This is a genomic window from Citrobacter sp. C13 (assembly GCF_014596815.2).
GTDB lineage: Bacteria > Pseudomonadota > Gammaproteobacteria > Enterobacterales > Enterobacteriaceae > Citrobacter > Citrobacter portucalensis.
This window is the reverse complement of sequence record NZ_CP115024.1, coordinates 612,214-630,904: the sequence shown is the minus strand read 5'-3', so window position 1 is coordinate 630,904 and position 18,691 is coordinate 612,214. Positions and strand designations below refer to the sequence as shown.

Here is an 18,691-nt window from a genome sequence, read left to right as displayed (position 1 = left end):
ACTTAATAATCATCGCATTAAACAAAAATTATTTTGTAGACTTGCAAACTGATAATTTTTAGATATAAATTAGATATATCTAAACAACATCAGGAGACGATGATGCAAAACCATCATGAAGGTTGCTGTAAGCACACAGAGCACCAACACGAAGGCTGCTGCAAGGGTGAAGGACATCACCATGAAGGCCGCCACAACGAGCACCATGCAGGTTGCTGCAAAGGTGAAGAACATCGCCATGAAGGCTGTAACAAAGAACACCACCACGAGCAGGGTTGCGGGCATCGCCACGGTCGTGGCGGCGGCGGTGGTCGTCGTCAGCGGTTCTTCGGCCACGGCGAATTACGCCTGGTGATTCTGGATATCTTGACCCGCGACGCCAGCCACGGCTATGAGCTGATTAAAGCGATTGAAACCCTGACCCAGGGTAATTACACCCCAAGCCCGGGCGTTATCTATCCAACACTGGATTTCTTGCAGGATCAGGCACTGATCACCGTCAGCGACGAGGAAGGTGGGCGTAAACAGATTGCGATCACGACCCAGGGCCAGCAGTGGCTGGATGAGAACCGTGAACATCTGGAACATATCCACGAACGGATTAAAGCCCGCTGCGTGGGTTTTGAATTACGCAAAAATCCACAGATGAAACGCGCGCTGGAAAACTTTAAAGCCGTGCTGGATCTACGCGTCAATTATGGTGATACCAGCGATGCACAGATCAAAAAAATCATCGGTATTATCGATCGCGCTGCGCTGGATATTACTCAGCTGGATTAATCTGCACAGCAGACGGAACCCGTATAACCGACGTTCCGCCTGTATTTTTAGTATTAATGCAGCACCGTAACCGCATCTTCCAGACGACCCGCGCGATGTTTCACCATCGCGGAAATCTGCGCACTCTCTTCAACCAGTTCGGCGTTTTTCTGCGTAATGTTGCTCAGCTCATTCACCGCGCGGGTCAGGCTGGAAAGACCATCTGACTGTTCCAGCGTGGAGTGGCTGATTTGGGCGATCAGTTGAGTGACGTTTTGCACCTGCGCCACAATATCGTCCATCGTGCGTCCTGCGGCGTGAACCTGGTCGGATCCGGACTGCACCTTGTCAGCGCTGGCATCAATCAGCTTGCGGATATCATTGGCCGCACTGGCGCTGCGGCTAGCAAGATGACGCACTTCTCCCGCCACCACGGCGAACCCTTTCCCCTGCTCGCCCGCCCGCGCGGCTTCAACAGCGGCGTTCAAAGCCAGAATGTTAGTCTGGAAGGCAATATCGTTAATCAGCGTCGTAATAGTGCCGATCCGCTGGGTGCTGTTGGCGATATCGTCCATGGTTTTGATGACGGTATCCATTGCCTCACCGCCGTGCGTTGCCGCGCTGCTGGCGGCAATAGAGAGCTTATCGGCTGCGGCAGCGGTCTCTGAGTTTTGTTTCACCGATGCCGCCATCTGATTCATGGTGGTCACCGTTTCCTGCACGTTCTCGACGGTCTGCTGCGTATGCTTGTTTAAATCGTCGCTGCCTTTCGCCAGAGTTTCGCTGTCACTGCGCACGCAACTCACCTGGCTGGAGACGTCGTGTATGAGCCAGCGACACATTAATCCCAGTTGGCCCACTGCTCGCAGCATCAGGCCCAGTTCATCACTACGGTTAAGATGCGACACGCTGTTCCGCTCACCGGTCGCCACTTTCAGCGCCTGACGGGTGACATTCTCAATAGGACGCACAATCTGCCATTCGAAAATAGCCGTTCCCAACATCATCACCAGCGCACTCATCAGCAGTAACGGCCATTCGGCGCCCATCTGCTGCAATGTGGCCGCTAGCAGGACAAACATGAATGCCATCACGCTGCGTACCCGCCAGCGAATCGGCATCGCCGGCAGTTTACCCAGCCAGCCTTTGCGTACCACCAGCCCTTTATGAATACGCCGGTTGCAACGCCCTTCGTTCAGCGCTTTATATAAAGGCTCTACTGCCGCAATTTCCTCGTCAGTTGCCCGGGTACGAATCGACATATACCCGGTCACGCGTCCTTCCCGCACCATCGGCACCGCATTGGCCCTCACCCAGTAGTGATCGCCATTCTTACGCCGGTTTTTCACAATCCCGCTCCATGGCTCGCCCTGCTTCAGGGTGTACCACATATCCGCAAACGCCGCTTTTGGCATGTCCGGATGACGAACCTGATTGTGCGGCTTATCGAGCAATTCATTCAGCTGATAGCCACTGACCTGGACAAATGTATCGTTCGCATGGGTGATATAGCTTTGTAAATCGGTGGTAGACATGAGGGTGATATCATCATCCAGCGGTGTATTTTGCTGACTAACGTAGGGATGAGAAGACATGATTGCGTCCTGTGCAGGTTATCTGGTTGTTAACTCTTTCGGCTTATGTTATTTCGGCGATAATTTTTTTATCTTTAGTTGTTAAATTTGATTTAGATCGCAATTTGCGATTAAACCTCAAAATCTGTACGCATTCTAATCCATTGATTTAAAATACTTTCATCTAGTAACTATTCAACGTCACTTCTACCAGCGCACCGTCACAGTGCAAATCTTGCCCATTTTTAGCGCAAATTTACGTTTATTCGATCTGTTTTCAGGCTCCTTACTTGGGCAAAATGCCAGCAAATGTTAAATCACGGCATTAAATGTTGCGCAAATGAGATGTTTCCTGGTGTTTATCCCGATTTTTGCTAAGCGCGCCGGAATGGCGCAATCCCTGCAATACTTAAATCAGTATCATGTGATACGCGAGCTCCGGGAGCATATTTTGAACAGGTTACCTTCCAGCGCATCGGCCCTGGCCTGCAGCGCACACGCACTGAATCTCATCGAAAAGCGCACGCTTGATCATGAGGAAATGAAATCATTGAACAAAGAGGTGATTGAGTACTTCAAGGAGCATGTCAATCCGGGGTTCTTAGAGTATCGAAAATCTGTAACTGCAGGCGGGGATTACGGAGCCGTAGAGTGGCAAGCGGGAAGCCTGAATACGCTTGTCGACACCCAGGGGCAAGAGTTCGTCGATTGCCTGGGTGGTTTTGGAATTTTCAACGTGGGGCACCGTAATCCAGTCGTGGTTTCCGCCGTACAGAATCAACTCGCGAAACAACCTCTGCACAGCCAGGAGTTACTTGACCCTCTTCGGGCTATGCTGGCAAAAACTCTCGCCGCACTGGCGCCCGGTAAACTGAAATACAGTTTTTTCTGTAACAGCGGGACCGAGTCGGTTGAAGCCGCCCTGAAGCTGGCGAAAGCGTATCAATCGCCGCGCGGTAAATTTACGTTTATTGCCACCAGCGGCGCATTCCACGGTAAATCACTGGGCGCGCTGTCTGCCACGGCTAAATCTACCTTCCGTAAACCCTTTATGCCGCTGCTGCCGGGCTTCCGTCATGTGCCGTTTGGCGATATTAACGCGATGCGCACCATGCTCAGCGAGTGTAAAAAGACCGGTGACGATGTCGCAGCTGTGATCCTCGAACCCATCCAGGGTGAAGGTGGGGTGATCCTGCCGCCGCAAGGTTATTTGACTGCCGTTCGTAAACTTTGCGATGAGTTTGGCGCGCTGATGATCCTTGACGAAGTGCAAACCGGCATGGGGCGTACCGGCAAAATGTTCGCCTGCGAACACGAAAACGTGCAGCCCGACATTATGTGTCTGGCCAAAGCGTTGGGCGGCGGTGTGATGCCCATTGGCGCGACCATTGCCACCGAAGAGGTGTTCTCCGTCCTGTTCGACAATCCTTTCCTGCATACCACCACCTTTGGCGGCAACCCGCTCGCTTGTGCAGCTGCGCTGGCCACCATTAACGTCCTGCTGGAGCAAAATTTACCGGCTCAGGCGGAGCAGAAAGGCGATATGTTGCTGGATGGTTTCCGCCAGCTTGCGCGGGAATACCCAGACCTGGTGCATGATGTACGCGGTAAGGGCATGCTGATGGCGATTGAGTTTGTCGATAATGAAATCGGCTACAACTTTGCCAGTGAGATGTTCCGCCAACGGGTGCTGGTTGCCGGCACGCTTAACAATGCAAAGACGATCCGCATCGAACCGCCGTTGACGTTAACGATCGAGCAATGCGATCTGGTATTGCGATCGACGCGCAAAGCCCTGGCAGCATTACGGGTGAGCGTGGAGCAAATGTAACAACCTTACCCGGCCTATAAAAGACAATCTTTTGTAGGCCGGATAAGGCGTAGCCGCCATCCGGCAATTAGCCTGACTTAAACAATCCGCACACCAGCAGGCATAAGGCGTTCTGGCGTCAACAGTACGCTTTCACTGCCATCGTCGGTTTCCGCGCACAGCAGCATGCACTCTGATGTCTCACCGCGCATTTTGGCCTTTTGCAGATTACACAGCACCACCACCGTTTTGCCCATCAGCTCCTCTTCTCTGTAGTAAGGCACCAGGCTGGTTACGGTTTGCAGCGTACGCTCTCCCACATCTACCTGTACGATATACAGCTTATCGGCATTGTCATGGCGCTTTACCTGTGCGATTTTTCCAACACGTATTTCCATTCGGGCAAAATCAGCAAATGCGACGGTATCCATTATTTTCTCCTTTGATAAAATTTTACTAAATATTAGCAAAATATTTTCCGAGCATTGTTCTCAAAAGCGGGAAAATGACGTACTCATCACACTCTGAAAGCCCAGTTTTACCCCGAGCATGTCAATTAATCATGCTTTTTTTACTGAAAACAGATGAATAGATAAGCACTTCATTTACAATGCGCAGGTAACTCAGGGAAAAGGCAAACATGGCAACACTTAAAGACATCGCAATCGAAGCTGGCGTGTCCCTGGCGACAGTGTCCCGGGTTTTAAACGATGACCCCACGCTGAATGTAAAAGAAGAGACTAAGCATCGCATTCTGGAGATCGCGGAAAAGCTGGAGTACAAAACCAGCAGCGCCCGAAAGAACCAGACCAGCGCGCTCGGCCCCCAGCATATTCTGGCGCTCTACAGCTATCAGCAAGATTTGGAAATCAACGATCCTTACTACCTCGCGATCCGCCATGGGATTGAAACCCAGTGTGAGAAACTCGGGATCGAACTGACCAACTGCTATGAGCACAGTGGTCTGCCGGAGAGCAAACACATTACCGGCATTCTTATTGTCGGCAAGCCTTCTCCCGCTCTGCGCGAGGCGGCAACAGCACTTACCGACAATATCTGCTTTATCGATTTCCATGAATCCGGCAGCGAATATGACGCCGTCGATATCGATCTGGCCCGCATCAGCAAAGAGAGCATCGACTTCTTCATTGCCCAGGGCGTCACCCGCATTGGCTTCATCGGTGGCGAAGACCAGCCAGGCAAGGCCGATATCCGCGAAGCCGCGTTTGTCGAATACGGTCGTCTGCAGCAGGTCGTTTCTGAACAGGACATCTATCGCGGCGGTTTCTCCAGTTCATCAGGCTATGAACTGGCTAAAGAAATGCTGGCGAAACCCGACTATCCCAGCGCCCTGTTTGTGGCTTCAGACTCGATTGCCATTGGCGTTCTGCGCGCCATCCACGAGCGCGGTCTGAATATTCCGCAGGATATTTCGCTGATTAGCGTTAATGATATCCCAACGGCGCGTTTCACCTTTCCTCCGCTTTCCACCGTTCGCATCCATTCGGAAATGATGGGCAGTCAGGGCGTCAACCTGCTGTTCGAAAAAGCCCGTGACGGGCGTGCGCTCCCCCTGCTGGTTTTTGTTCCCAGCAAGCTGAAACTGCGCGGCACCACCCGCTGAAATCCCCCGTTAACCCGCCCGGTTTCTTCTGATGCCGGGCGCGCATTGTCATGCATTCTTTTCCGCGTCCGAATTATTTTCGTGATCCAGTTAAAGTAAATCACTTCACTCGCTATATTTTAGTAAAACTTTTACTAAAATCACCATCAATTACACTTACCCACCATTACAATGAATGGTTCCGATTTTTCTCCACCGGGAGGCCTTATGAATCGCTGGGAAAACATTCAGCTCACCCACGAAAATCGACTGGCGCCACGCGCATATTTTTTCTCTTACGACTCCGTTGCGCAGGCTCGCTCGTTTGCCCGCGAAACCAGCAGCCTCTTTCAGCTGCTAAGCGGTCAGTGGAATTTTCAGTTCTTTGAGCATCCGCTGCTGGTGCCGGAAGCCTTTACGTCGCAGTTTATGAGTGACTGGGGCAGCATCACCGTCCCCGGCATGTGGCAGATGGAAGGACACGGCAAGCTGCAGTATACCGACGAAGGTTTTCCTTTCCCGATTGATATCCCCTACGTTCCGACCAATAACCCCACCGGGGCCTATCAGCGTATTTTCACCCTCAGCGAAGGCTGGCAGGGCAAACAGACACTGATTAAGTTTGATGGCGTAGAAACCTACTTCGAAGTTTACGTGAATGGTCAATACGTTGGCTTCAGCAAAGGCAGCCGCCTGACGGCCGAATTTGATATCAGCGCGGTGGTGAAGACCGGTGATAACCTGCTGTGCGTTCGCGTAATGCAATGGGCTGATTCCACCTACGTTGAAGACCAGGATATGTGGTGGTCGGCGGGAATTTTCCGCGACGTCTATCTGGTCGGCAAACAGGCGACCCACATTCAGGATTTTACCGTTCGCACCGAGTTCGATGATGACTATCGCGACGCCACCCTCTCCTGCGACATTGCGCTGGAAAACCTGGCCTCCACGCCAGCGATAGCGTCGCTCGAATACACCTTGTTTGACGGTGAGAAGGCGCTGCATAGCGGTGTGATTAACACTCTGAAGGTGGATAAACAAACGCAGACCGCTTTTCATTTCAAGGTTAGCGCGCCGCAGCAGTGGTCGGCGGAATCGCCGTATCTCTACCATCTGGTGATGACACTGAAAGATGCCAGCGGCAACATCCTTGAGGTCGTGCCACAGCGCGTTGGATTCCGCGATATTAAAGTTCGCGAAGGTCTGTTTTACATCAATAACCGCTACGTGATGCTGCATGGTGTTAACCGCCACGATAACGATCATCTTAAGGGCCGTGCTGTCGGTATGGATCGCGTTGAAAAAGATCTGCTGTTAATGAAGCAGCACAACATCAACTCCGTACGCACCGCCCATTACCCGAACGATCCGCGCTTCTATGAATTGTGCGATATCTACGGCCTGTTCGTGATGGCCGAAACAGACGTTGAATCTCACGGCTTCGCCAATATCGGCGATATCAGTCGGATCACCGACGATCCACTGTGGGAAAATGTCTACGTTGAGCGCATCGTGCGCCACGTCCATGCGCAGAAAAACCACCCTTCGATCATCATCTGGTCGCTCGGTAACGAATCCGGATACGGCTGTAACATCCGCGCCATGTATCACGCTGCGAAAGCGCTGGATGACACGCGTCTGATCCATTACGAAGAAGATCGTGACGCCGAAGTGGTGGATATCATCTCCACCATGTACACCCGCGTGCCGCTGATGAATGAGTTTGGTGAATATCCGCATCCTAAGCCGCGCATCATCTGCGAGTATGCGCACGCCATGGGCAACGGTCCCGGCGGGCTAACGGAATATCAGAACGTCTTCTATCAGCATGATTGCATCCAGGGGCACTATGTATGGGAGTGGTGCGATCACGGGATTCAGGCTAAAGATGACGACGGCAACGTCTGGTACAAATATGGCGGCGACTACGGCGACTATCCGAACAACTACAACTTCTGCCTTGATGGCCTGATTTATTCCGATCAAACCCCAGGACCGGGACTGAAAGAGTACAAGCAGGTAATTGCGCCGGTGAAAGTGCGCGCACAGGATCTGGCCCGCGGCGAGCTACGGGTAGAAAACAAACTCTGGTTCACCACGCTTGACGACTACACCTTGCATATTGAGGTTCGCGCCGAAGGAGATACGCTCTCTGTTCAGCAGATAAAACTGCGCGACGTTCCTCCCAACAGCGACGCGCTGCTGCAATGCGCACTGCCGGAGCTGGATGCGCGCGAAGCGTTCCTTAACGTCACCGTGACGAAAGATTCCCGAACGTCATACAGCGAAGCCGGGCATCACATCGCGACTTATCAGTTCCCGCTGAAGGCCAGAACGGCGGCTGCCGTACCGTTTAGCCTGCAAAACGCCAACCCTCTGACGCTGGAAGACAGCCGCCAGAGCTGCACCGTTCGCGGTTATAACTTCCATCTGACCTTCTCAAAGCTGACAGGTAAACCGATCGCCTGGAACGTCAATGGCGAAGAGCTGATTACCCGCGAGCCGAAGATTAATTTCTTCAAACCGACCATTGATAACCACAAACAAGAGTTCGAAGGCCTCTGGCAGCCGAATCATTTACAGATTATGCAGGAGCATCTGCGCGAGTTTACCCTTGAGCAAACCGATGATGCGCTGCTGATAACCAGCCAGACCATTATCGCCCCACCGGTATTCGATTTCGGTATGCGCTGCACTTATCGCTGGCGCATTGCCGCGGACGGTCAGCTGAATGTGGAACTTTCTGGCCAGCCTTACGGCGAGTACCGGGACATTATTCCGTGCATCGGTTTCACGATGGGCATCAACGGTGATTTGGGCCAGGTGGCGTATTACGGACGTGGTCCCGGTGAAAACTATGCCGATAGCCAGCAGGCCAACATCATCGACATCTGGCGCAGCAGCGTGGATGAGATGTTCGAAAACTATCCGTTCCCGCAAAACAACGGCAATCGTCAGGACGTGCGTTGGGCAATGCTAACCAACCGCCACGGCAACGGCCTGCTGGTGGTCCCGCAGCGCCCTGTCAACCTGAGCGCCTGGCGCTATACGCAGGAAAATATCTTTGCCGCACAGCACTGCAACGCGCTGCAACGTAGCGATGACATCACCCTGAATCTGGACCACCAGTTGCTGGGCTTAGGTTCCAACTCGTGGGGAAGTGAAGTACTCGATTCCTGGCGCGTCTGGTTTACGTCATTCAGCTACGGCTTCACGTTGTTGCCGGTTTCCGGCAGCGAATCTGGCGCTCAAACCACCGCCAACCGCGCCTTTGGCACCGGGTTCTTTTCCACGAATATGCACAGCGAGAATACAAAATGAGGATCATCGACAACTTAGAGCAGTTCCAGCAACGCTATGCTTCAGGTCGGAAATGGCAACGCTGCGTCGAGGCTATTGAAAATATTGACAATATTCAGCCAGGCGTCGCCCACTCTATCGGTGATTCCCTGAGCTACCGCGTGGAGACAGACTCCGCGACCGATGCGCTGTTTACCGGTCATCGTCGTTATTTTGAGATCCATTACTACCTGCAAGGGCAGCAAAAAATAGAGTATGCCGCCAAAGAGGATCTCCAGGTGGTTGAATATTATCGCGATGAAACCGATCGCGAATATCTGAAAGGTTGTGGAAAAACCGTCGAAGTGCACGAAGGACAAATGGTTATTTGTGACAACCATGAAGCCTATCGTTTTATTTGTAATAACGCAGTGAAAAAAGTCGTACTCAAAGTCACCATCGAAGATGGTTATTTTCATAATAAATAAAAACACAGGCGGCGCCGACGTTGCGCCGCCAGTACCCTATAATAATCAGGAATCGGAGATGTGCTATGTCTGATACCAAACGTAATACCATCGGCAAGTTCGGCTTACTTTCACTCACCTTTGCCGCGGTTTATAGTTTTAATAACGTAATCAACAATAATATTGAGCTTGGTCTGGCATCCGCACCGATGTTTTTCCTCGCGACGATTTTCTACTTTATTCCGTTTTGCTTAATCATCGCTGAATTTGTTTCGCTGAATAAAAACTCCGAAGCCGGTGTCTACGCATGGGTAAAAAGTTCGCTGGGTGGGCGTTGGGCATTTATTACTGCCTACACCTACTGGTTCGTTAACCTGTTCTTTTTTACCTCGCTTTTGCCCCGCGTTATTGCCTACGCCTCATATGCATTTTTAGGCTACGAATACATTCTGACGCCGTTCGCAACCACCGTGTTAAGTATGGTGTTGTTTGCCTTCTCCACCTGGGTTTCGACCAATGGTGCAAAAATGTTAGGGCCGATTACCTCGGTCACCTCCACGTTGATGCTGCTGCTGACGCTGTCCTATATTTTACTGGCAGGTACGGCGCTGGTTGGCGGCGTACAGCCTGCTGACCCTATCACCGTAGACGCAATGATCCCGAATTTTAACTGGGCCTTCCTCGGTATCACCACCTGGATTTTTATGGCGGCAGGCGGCGCGGAGTCGGTGGCGGTGTACGTCAACGACGTCAAGGGCGGCTCCAAATCGTTCGTGAAGGTCATTATCATTGCCGGAATTTTTATCGGCGTGCTCTATTCCATCTCCTCGGTGTTGATTAACGTATTCGTCAGCAGCAAAGAGCTGAAGTTTACCGGTGGTTCGGTGCAGGTATTCCACGGCCTGGCGGCATATTTCGGCCTGCCGGAGCTGGTCGTTAACCGCTTTGTCGGCCTGGTCTCCTTTACCGCGATGTTCGGCTCCCTGCTGATTTGGACCGCAACGCCGGTGAAGATCTTCTTCTCTGAAATTCCGGCGGGTATTTTCGGTAAAAAAACCGTCGAACTGAATGAAAACGGCGTCCCGGCCCGTGCAGCATGGATCCAGTTCCTGATCGTTATCCCGCTGATGATTATCCCGACGCTCGGCTCCAATACCGTGCAGGATTTAATGAACACCATCATCAACATGACCGCCGCCGCCTCGATGCTGCCGCCGCTGTTTATTATGCTGGCTTACCTGAATCTGCGTGCAAAACTGGACCACTTACCGCGCGACTTCCGTATGGGTTCGCAAAAAACCGGCATTGTTGTGGTGTCGATGCTGATCGTTCTTTTCACCATCGGATTTATTGCCTCTACCTTCCCAACCGGCGGCAATATCATGACCATTATTTTCTATAACGTCGGTGGGATTGTTATTTTCCTCGGTTTTGCCTGGTGGAAATACAGTAAATATATCAAAGGGCTAACCAAAGAAGAAAAAGCTATTGAGGCGGCCCCTGCTTCAGATATCAATTAATGACTAAAACATAATAACAATAAACAATATTCGCCAAGGCTATAACAATAAAAATTAAATTTTATTTGCTTAGGATCGAAGCATGAAAAACATTAGCCATTGTTGCAGGGCAATTATTTCCCTGCCCTTTTTCTGCGTCTCCTCTCTGGGTGCAGAAGAAGTTCGCCCTGCAGAACACGACGACACGAAAACGCCAGAAATATCTTCCCCCTCATTTCGCTTTTATGGCGAATTGGGCATGGGGGGATATATGGATTTAGAAGGACAAGACAAACATAAATACAGTGATGGTACCTATATAGAAGGTGGCCTGGAGATAAAACACGGCTCTTGGTTTGGTCTGATCTACGGCGAGGGCTGGACCGTGCAGGCCGACCATCAGGGCAATGCCTGGGTTCCTGACCATAGCTGGGGCGGATTCGAGGGCGGGATCAACCGCTTTTACGGCGGTTATCGTACCAATGACGGAACGGAGCTGATGCTCAGCCTGCGCCAGGACTCTTCGCTGGATGACCTGCAATGGTGGGGGGATTTCACTCCAGACCTGGGCTACGTTATTCCCAACACCCGTGACATCATGACTGCCATTAAGGTGCAAAACCTGACCGGTCCTTTGCGCTACAGCGTGACAGCAACGCCCGCCGGACACCACGACGAGAGCAAAGCCTGGCTGCACTTTGGTAAATACGATCGCTACGACGATAAATATACCTATCCGGCCATGATGAACGGCTACATCCAGTACGACCTGACCGAAGGCGTAACCTGGATGAACGGCCTGGAGATAACGGATGGCACCGGACAACTATTCCTGACCGGCATCCTCTCGCCCAACTTCGCCGCCCGCGCCTGGCACCACACGGGCCGCGCCGACGGACTGGATGTGTCCGGCACCGAAACCGGCTATATGGTCAGCGCGATGTATGAAGCGCTAAAAGGCGTTTACCTCTCCACAGCTTATAGCTACGCCAAACACCGACCGGATAGCTATGAGGACGAAACCACTTCCTTTATGCAGTTTGGTATCTGGTATGAATACGGCGGCGGCCGTTTCGCTACCGCCTTCGACAGTCGGTTCTATATGCAGAATGCATCCGGCGACCCGAGCGACCAAATCTTCCTGATGCAATATTTCTATTGGTAACAAGGACCGGAATACCATGAACATGAAACCTATTCTCACGCCGCTGGCCTGTATTCTGCTGATGAACTTCTCCGCACATGCCGCCAGTGCTAACGACTTTAAAAACATCATTAATCGCACCGGTGCGCCGGGCTACATGCATGACTACGATCACGACGACCACCAGCGCTTTAATCCATTTTTCGATCTTGGCGCCTGGCACGGTCATTTGCTCCCGGACGGCCCTGCAACGATGGGCGGCTTTCCAGGCGTGGCGTTGCTGACCGAAGAATACATCAATTTTATGGCCAATAATTTTGACCGTCTGACGGTGTACCAGCACGGTAAAAAGGTCGATTTCGCGCTTGAGGCCTACAGCATTCCCGGCGCGCTGGTGCAAAAGCTGTCATCTAAGCATGTGCAAATAGAGATGACGCTGCGTTTTGCCAGCCCGCGCACCTCGCTGCTGGAAACCAAAATCACCAGCAACACGCCGCTGGATCTGGTGTGGGACGGCGAGCTGCTGGAGAAACTGGAAGCCAAAGAGGGAAAAGCGCTGTCGGATAAAACCATTGATAGCGAATTCCTTGGCTATCAGCGCAAAATCACCGCCACGCACGACGGTCTGAAAGTCACCTTCGGCAAAGTGCGCTCAACCTGGGATCTGCTCACCTCCGGTGAGTCGGAGTATCAGGTGCATAAATCTGTCGCTATGAAAACCACGGTTAACGGTCATCACTTTACGGGGAAGGCCCATATCAGCGGTTCGACAACCATTTACACCACCTGGTCTCATCTGCTTACCGCCGAGGATGTAGCGAAAGAGCAGCCGCAGATCCGCGATATTCTGGCGCGCCCGGCCTGGTATCTTGCTGCATCACAAAAGCGCTGGGCGGATTATCTGCAAAAAGGCTTAACCAATCCGGATGCCACAACGGAACAAACCCGGGTCGCGGTAAAAGCTATTGAAACGCTAAACGGCAACTGGCGCTCGCCAGGCGGTGCGGTAAAACACAATACCGTGACGCCATCGGTCACCGGCCGCTGGTTCTCCGGCAACCAAACCTGGCCGTGGGACACCTGGAAGCAGGCCTTCGCTATGGCGCACTTTAACCCGGAGATTGCCAAAGAGAATATTCGCGCCGTCTTTTCATGGCAGGTTAAACCCGGTGATCCGGTTCGCCCGCAGGATGCCGGATTCATCCCCGACCTGATTGCCTGGAATCTCAGCCCAGAACGCGGCGGCGACGGCGGTAACTGGAACGAGCGCAACACCAAACCCAGCCTGGCGGCCTGGTCGGTGATGGAAGTCTACTACGTCACCAAAGACAAGGCCTGGCTCGAAGAGATGTATCCAAAGCTGGTTGCGTATCACGACTGGTGGCTGCGTAACCGCGATCATAACGGCAACGGCGTGCCGGAATACGGCGCTACCCGCGATAAAGCCCACAATACCGACCGCGGCGAAATGTTGTTTACGGTGAAAAAAGGCGACAAGGAAGAAACGCTCTCCGGGCTTAACAACTACGCCACCGTGATCGATAAGGGCCAGTATGACAGCCTGGAGATCCCAGCGCAGGTTGCCGCCTCGTGGGAGTCCGGTCGTGACGATGCGGCTGTATTCGGTTTTATCGATAAAGATCAACTGGATAAATACGTCGCGGGCGGTGGAAAACGCAGCGACTGGGTGGTGAAATTTGCCGAAAATCGCAGTAAAGACGGTAATTTGCTGGGTTACTCGCTGTTGCAGGAGTCAGTCGATCAGGCCAGCTACATGTACAGCGACAACCATTATCTGGCGCAGATGGCGACCCTGCTCGGCAAACACGAAGAGGCGCAGCGCTATCGCCAACTGGCGCAAAACCTCGCAAATTACATCAACACCTGCATGTTCGACCCGGAAACAAAATTCTTTTACGACGTTAGTATTGAGGAGCAACCGCTGGCAAACGGCTGCGCGGGTAAACCGATCGTCGAACGTGGCAAAGGGCCGGAAGGCTGGTCGCCGCTGTTTAACGGTGCAGCAACGCAGCCCCATGCGGACGCGGTGGTTAAGGTGATGCTCGACCCCAAAGAGTTCAACACCTTTGTCCCGCTTGGCACGGCGGCGCTGACCAACCCGGCTTTCGGCGCGGATATCTACTGGCGCGGGCGCGTCTGGGTGGATCAGTTCTGGTTCGGGCTAAAAGGGATGGAGCGTTACGGCTATCGCGATGACGCGTTAAAACTGGCGGATACCTTCTTCAGCCACGCCAAAGGCCTCACCGCCGACGGTCCGATTCAGGAAAACTATAACCCGCTGACCGGCGCACAGCAGGGCGCACCGAATTTCTCCTGGAGCGCGGCGCATCTCTATATGCTGTATAACGATTTTCTTAAAAAACAGTAATCTGTGACATAACGCCGGATGGCGCTTCGCTTATCCGGCCTACAAAGACACATTTTCACCGGCCGGATTAGGTGCTTGCACTGCCATCCGGCATATTCGTCCTCTGGCTCCACTCCTTTTTTGAATCCCATCACAATCACGGCATTCCTCTTTTCCCTTTTACGCGGCGACGGCTAAATTATTAACTCATCCGACCACATAACAATAATTTTACATACTGGACACCTTTATGAGCTATCCGTCGCTGTTCGCTCCGCTCGATTTAGGCTTCACCACGCTTAAAAACCGCGTGCTGATGGGTTCAATGCATACCGGACTGGAGGAATATCCCGATGGTGCAGAACGGCTGGCCGCGTTCTACGCCGAGCGCGCCCGTCACGGCGTAGCGTTAATTGTGAGTGGAGGTATTGCGCCTGCGCTTTCCGGCGTGGGAATGGAAGGCGGTGCGATGCTGAACGACACCAGCCAGCTTGCTCACCATCGCGTCATTACCGATGCTGTGCATGATGAAGGCGGCAAAATCGCCCTGCAAATCCTGCACACCGGGCGTTACAGCTACCAGACGCATCTGGTGGCGCCTTCTGCCATTCAAGCACCCATTAACCGCTTTACGCCACATGAATTAACGCACGATGAAGTGCTGCAGTTGATTGAAGATTTTGCCCACTGCGCACAGCTGGCGCGGGAAGCGGGCTACGATGGCGTGGAAGTGATGGGGTCGGAAGGGTATCTCATCAACGAATTCCTGACTCTGCGTACCAACCAGCGCGATGACCAATGGGGCGGTGAGTATGCCAACCGCATGCGTTTTGCCGTTGAGGTGGTGCGAGCGGTACGCCAGCGTGCCGGGAATGACTTTATTATTATCTTCCGCCTGTCGATGCTCGATCTGGTGGAAAATGGCGGAACCTTCGACGAAACCGTCCAGCTGGCGCAGGCTATAGAAGCCGCCGGGGCCACCATTATTAACACCGGTATTGGCTGGCATGAGGCGCGAATTCCCACTATCGCGACCCCGGTACCCCGCGGCGCGTTTAGTTGGGTGACGCGTAAGCTGAAAGGGCATGTGACGATCCCACTGGTCACCACCAACCGGATTAACGATCCTCAGGTTGCCGACGACATTCTGGCCCGTGGGGATGCAGATATGGTGTCGATGGCCCGTCCGTTCCTCGCCGATGCCGAACTGCTGTCAAAAGCGCAAACCGGACGAGCAGATGAGATCAACACCTGTATCGGCTGTAACCAGGCCTGTCTGGATCAGATCTTCGTCGGCAAAGTCACCTCTTGCCTGGTCAATCCGCGCGCCTGCCATGAAACCAAAATGCCGATTGTTGCGGCAGCTGTGCCAAAGAACCTGGCGGTTGTTGGCGCGGGTCCTGCGGGCCTCGCCTTCGCCATAAATGCCGCAGCGCGCGGGCATCACGTGACGCTATTTGACGCACATGGCGAGATTGGCGGGCAGTTTAATATCGCCAAACAGATCCCCGGCAAAGAAGAATTCTATGAAACCCTGCGCTACTACCGCCAGATGATCGACGTGACTGGCGTGACGCTGAAGCTGAATCACTTTGTCAGCGCACACGATCTGCACACCTTCGACGAAGTGATCCTCGCCAGTGGGATCGAGCCTCGTATGCCGCCGATCGAGGGGATCGATCATCCAAAAGTACTGAGCTATCTCGACGTTCTGCGCGATAAAACGCCAGTGGGTAAACGCGTGGCGATCGTGGGCTGCGGCGGGATCGGTTTTGATACCGCAATGTATCTGAGTCAGCCCGGCGAACCCACCAGCCAGAACATAGCGGAGTTCTGCGTGGAATGGGGGATCGACACCAGCCTGCAACAGCCAGGCGGCTTACGCCCGGAAGGTCCGCACTTATCCCGCAGCCCGCGCCAGATAGTGATGCTGCAGCGAAAAGCCAGCAAACCGGGGCAAGGTTTAGGTAAAACGACGGGCTGGATCCATCGCGCCACCCTGCTCTCACGCGGTGTGAAAATGATCCCGGCAGTCAGCTATCAGAAGATTGATGATGATGGGTTACACGTTGTGTTGAACGGTGAACCGGTGATCTTTAACGTGGATAACGTGGTGATTTGTGCCGGACAAGAGCCGCGCCGTGAACTGGTCGATCCGCTGCACGCGGCAGGTAAAACGGTGCATCTGATCGGCGGCTGCGATGTGGCGATGGAACTGGATGCCCGACGCGCTATTGCGCAGGGCACCAGGCTGGCGCTGGAAATTTAACGTCATGTCTTTCGTAGGCCGGATAAGGCGTTAGCCGCATCCGGCACTCTGCACCGATTTGCCTGATGGCGCGCAGCTTTCAGGCCTACAGAATCAGGCAGATTTTTACTGTAGGCCGGATAAGGCGTTAGCCGCATCCGGCACCCGCTATTACCGACGACGACCGGTTTTAACCGCCTTCAGCACCACGAATTTATTATTGGTGGCGATGGTTTCGCAGTTGCCGAAAATCTTCTTCAGCTTGTGGAAGTAGTCGAGGTGACGGTTAGCCACAATGTACAGCTCGCCGTTGATTTTCAGGCAGCGGCGGGCGTGGTGGAACATTTCCCAGGCAATGTTATCCGTCAGCGCATGCTTCTGATGGAACGGTGGGTTGCACAGCACGGCGTTAAAGCGGAAAGGTTCGACGCCAGACAGCGCGTTGTTAATCATAAACTCGCAGCGATCCAACGCTTCAGGCATGTTGCTTTCCACGTTCAAACGGCTTGAAGCCACCGCCATCGGCGATTCATCAACAAATACCACGCTGGCTTCCGGGTTCTTCGCCAGCAGCGTCATACCGATAACACCGTTACCGCAGCCGAGATCAACAATCTCCCCTTCGAGGTTTTCCGGCAGATGCTCGATAAAAAAGCGCGCGCCGATATCCAGTCCGGTACGGGAGAAGACGTTGGCGTGGTTATGGATAGTCCAGTCGGTGCCTTCCAGCTTCCAGCTGAGCGTCTGCGAGGCAGCGGCCAGCTCCGGTTTGCTGAACGTACAGTTGATCAATCGGGCTTTTTTCCACGCCAGCGTAGTGGTGGTTGGACCCAGCACTTTTTCAAACAGTTCCAGCGTCGAGGTATGTACATCACGCGCTTTTGCCCCGGCGATGATGCGCGTTTCTGGCGTTACCACTTCGCGCAGCGCACGCAGTTGCTGCTCCAGCAGCGCCATGGTTTTTGGCAGCTTAATCAGCACCACGCCCGGCGCCTGCGGATAATCAGCGGTACTGTCGAGGAACTTGACGCTCGACTCGGCAATGTCGTTGTGACGCAGGTTCTCACGCGTGGCAAGCTCGCTGAGATAGGAGTCGCCAATGCTGTACGGCGTATGTTCCGCCAGCGCACAGCCCAGCGCGCCGAAGGTATCATTCAGGATCAGCACCGGGCCGCTAATCTCGGTATCGTCCAGCTGTTGCAGCAGATATTCATCTGCAGCTTCCCACGCCAGCAGCGGGTTAACGTCATCCGTTTCCGGGAAACGTTTAAGTGACAGCGAACGGAAACCGTTGTCTATGTGGCTCATCGGCCCTCCTGAATGGTAAAATTTCGGCGTATCCCTGAAAAGGGTGCGTGAGTATACACTTTTATGATTTGCGTGGACATGAATGAACCAACTAACTTACCTCCAGGGCTACCCGGAACATTTGCTTTCTCAAGTGAGAACGCTGATTGCTGAGCAGCGCCTGGGCGCTGTGCTGGAGAAGCGCTATCCGGGTACGCATGACTTCGCGACCGACAAAGCGCTCTGGCAATATACCCAGGATCTGAAAAATCAGTTTCTGCGTAACGCCCCGCCGCTAAATAAAGTCATGTATGACAGCAAGATCCACGTTCTGAATAATGCGTTGGGGCTGCATACCGCCGTCTCTCGCGTGCAGGGCGGTAAGCTCAAAGCCAAAGCGGAGATCCGCGTCGCCACCGTGTTTCGCAGCGCCCCAGAACCCTTTTTACGCATGATCGTCGTTCATGAACTGGCGCATCTGAAGGAAAAAGAGCACGACAAAGCGTTTTACCAGCTGTGCTGTCATATGGAGCCTCAGTATCATCAACTGGAGTTCGATACCCGCCTGTGGTTAACGCAACAATCGTTAAAGCAAACTGCGTAGTCGCGCACTGGCTTTGTCTTCAGGGCATGCTAAATTGACGAAAGAATCC

The 18,691-nt window shown here is 53.2% G+C and carries 13 protein-coding genes; 10 read left to right on the top strand and 3 right to left on the bottom strand.

Annotated features, from left to right (window positions below; translation table 11 throughout):
* The first annotated feature begins 99 nt into the window (after positions 1–99).
* Positions 100–780 carry a PadR family transcriptional regulator gene (locus IB222_RS03075; RefSeq protein WP_188055355.1) on the top strand — a complete coding sequence of 227 codons (681 nt, stop codon included), beginning with the start codon at positions 100–102 and terminating at the stop codon, positions 778–780.
* A 53-nt stretch (positions 781–833) separates the two neighbouring features.
* Here IB222_RS03075 and IB222_RS03070 read toward each other — a convergent pair whose 3' ends face one another.
* Positions 834–2,354: a PAS domain-containing methyl-accepting chemotaxis protein gene (locus IB222_RS03070; RefSeq protein WP_149384523.1), complete on the bottom strand. Its 1,521-nt coding sequence runs from the start codon at positions 2,352–2,354 to the stop codon at positions 834–836.
* A gap of 430 nt (positions 2,355–2,784) precedes the next feature.
* Between IB222_RS03070 and ygjG the strand changes: the two genes are divergently transcribed.
* Positions 2,785–4,164, top strand: a complete 1,380-nt coding sequence (ygjG, locus tag IB222_RS03065; RefSeq protein ID WP_057067552.1) for a putrescine aminotransferase — start codon at positions 2,785–2,787, stop codon at positions 4,162–4,164.
* 77 nt (positions 4,165–4,241) lie between these two features.
* Here the strand turns inward: ygjG and IB222_RS03060 are convergent, their stop codons facing one another.
* Positions 4,242–4,574, bottom strand: coding sequence for a tRNA-binding protein (locus tag IB222_RS03060; protein ID WP_003828529.1), 333 nt, complete (start codon positions 4,572–4,574; stop codon positions 4,242–4,244).
* 209 nt (positions 4,575–4,783) lie between these two features.
* On the opposite strand from IB222_RS03060, the gene ebgR reads away from it, so the two are divergent.
* The 7 genes from ebgR to IB222_RS03025 all read left to right on the top strand — a co-directional run bounded on the left by ebgR (position 4,784) and on the right by IB222_RS03025 (position 16,772).
* Positions 4,784–5,767 carry a transcriptional regulator EbgR gene (gene ebgR, locus IB222_RS03055; RefSeq protein ID WP_032945068.1) on the top strand — a complete coding sequence of 328 codons (984 nt, stop codon included), beginning with the start codon at positions 4,784–4,786 and terminating at the stop codon, positions 5,765–5,767.
* Between the two features lie 207 nt (positions 5,768–5,974).
* Positions 5,975–9,067, top strand: coding sequence for a beta-galactosidase subunit alpha (ebgA, locus tag IB222_RS03050; protein ID WP_149384522.1), 3,093 nt, complete (start codon positions 5,975–5,977; stop codon positions 9,065–9,067).
* Complete coding sequence (locus IB222_RS03045; RefSeq protein WP_003828536.1) at positions 9,064–9,513, top strand: beta-galactosidase subunit beta; 450 nt, start codon at positions 9,064–9,066, stop codon at positions 9,511–9,513. Before ebgA ends, IB222_RS03045 begins: the two co-directional genes overlap by 4 nt.
* 65 nt (positions 9,514–9,578) lie before the next feature.
* Entirely contained in the window at positions 9,579–11,012 is a 1,434-nt protein-coding gene (locus IB222_RS03040; RefSeq protein ID WP_149384521.1) for an amino acid permease, read from the top strand.
* 82 nt (positions 11,013–11,094) lie between these two features.
* Entirely contained in the window at positions 11,095–12,156 is a 1,062-nt protein-coding gene (gene ygjJ / locus IB222_RS03035; RefSeq protein ID WP_149384520.1) for a protein YgjJ, read from the top strand.
* 16 nt (positions 12,157–12,172) lie between these two features.
* Positions 12,173–14,524, top strand: coding sequence for an alpha-glucosidase (gene ygjK / locus IB222_RS03030; protein ID WP_149384519.1), 2,352 nt, complete (start codon positions 12,173–12,175; stop codon positions 14,522–14,524).
* 229 nt (positions 14,525–14,753) lie between these two features.
* A complete protein-coding gene (locus tag IB222_RS03025) occupies positions 14,754–16,772 on the top strand; it encodes an NADPH-dependent 2,4-dienoyl-CoA reductase (protein ID WP_149384518.1) in 2,019 nt (672 codons plus the stop codon).
* A gap of 150 nt (positions 16,773–16,922) precedes the next feature.
* Here IB222_RS03025 and rlmG read toward each other — a convergent pair whose 3' ends face one another.
* On the bottom strand, positions 16,923–18,059 hold the full coding sequence (gene rlmG, locus IB222_RS03020) for a 23S rRNA (guanine(1835)-N(2))-methyltransferase RlmG (protein ID WP_003828544.1): 1,137 nt from the start codon (positions 18,057–18,059) through the stop codon (positions 16,923–16,925).
* 82 nt (positions 18,060–18,141) lie between these two features.
* Here rlmG and IB222_RS03015 point away from each other — a divergent pair, with 82 nt between their 5' ends.
* Positions 18,142–18,642, top strand: a complete 501-nt coding sequence (locus IB222_RS03015) for a M48 family metallopeptidase (RefSeq protein ID WP_003828546.1) — start codon at positions 18,142–18,144, stop codon at positions 18,640–18,642.
* The last annotated feature ends 49 nt before the right edge of the window (positions 18,643–18,691 follow it).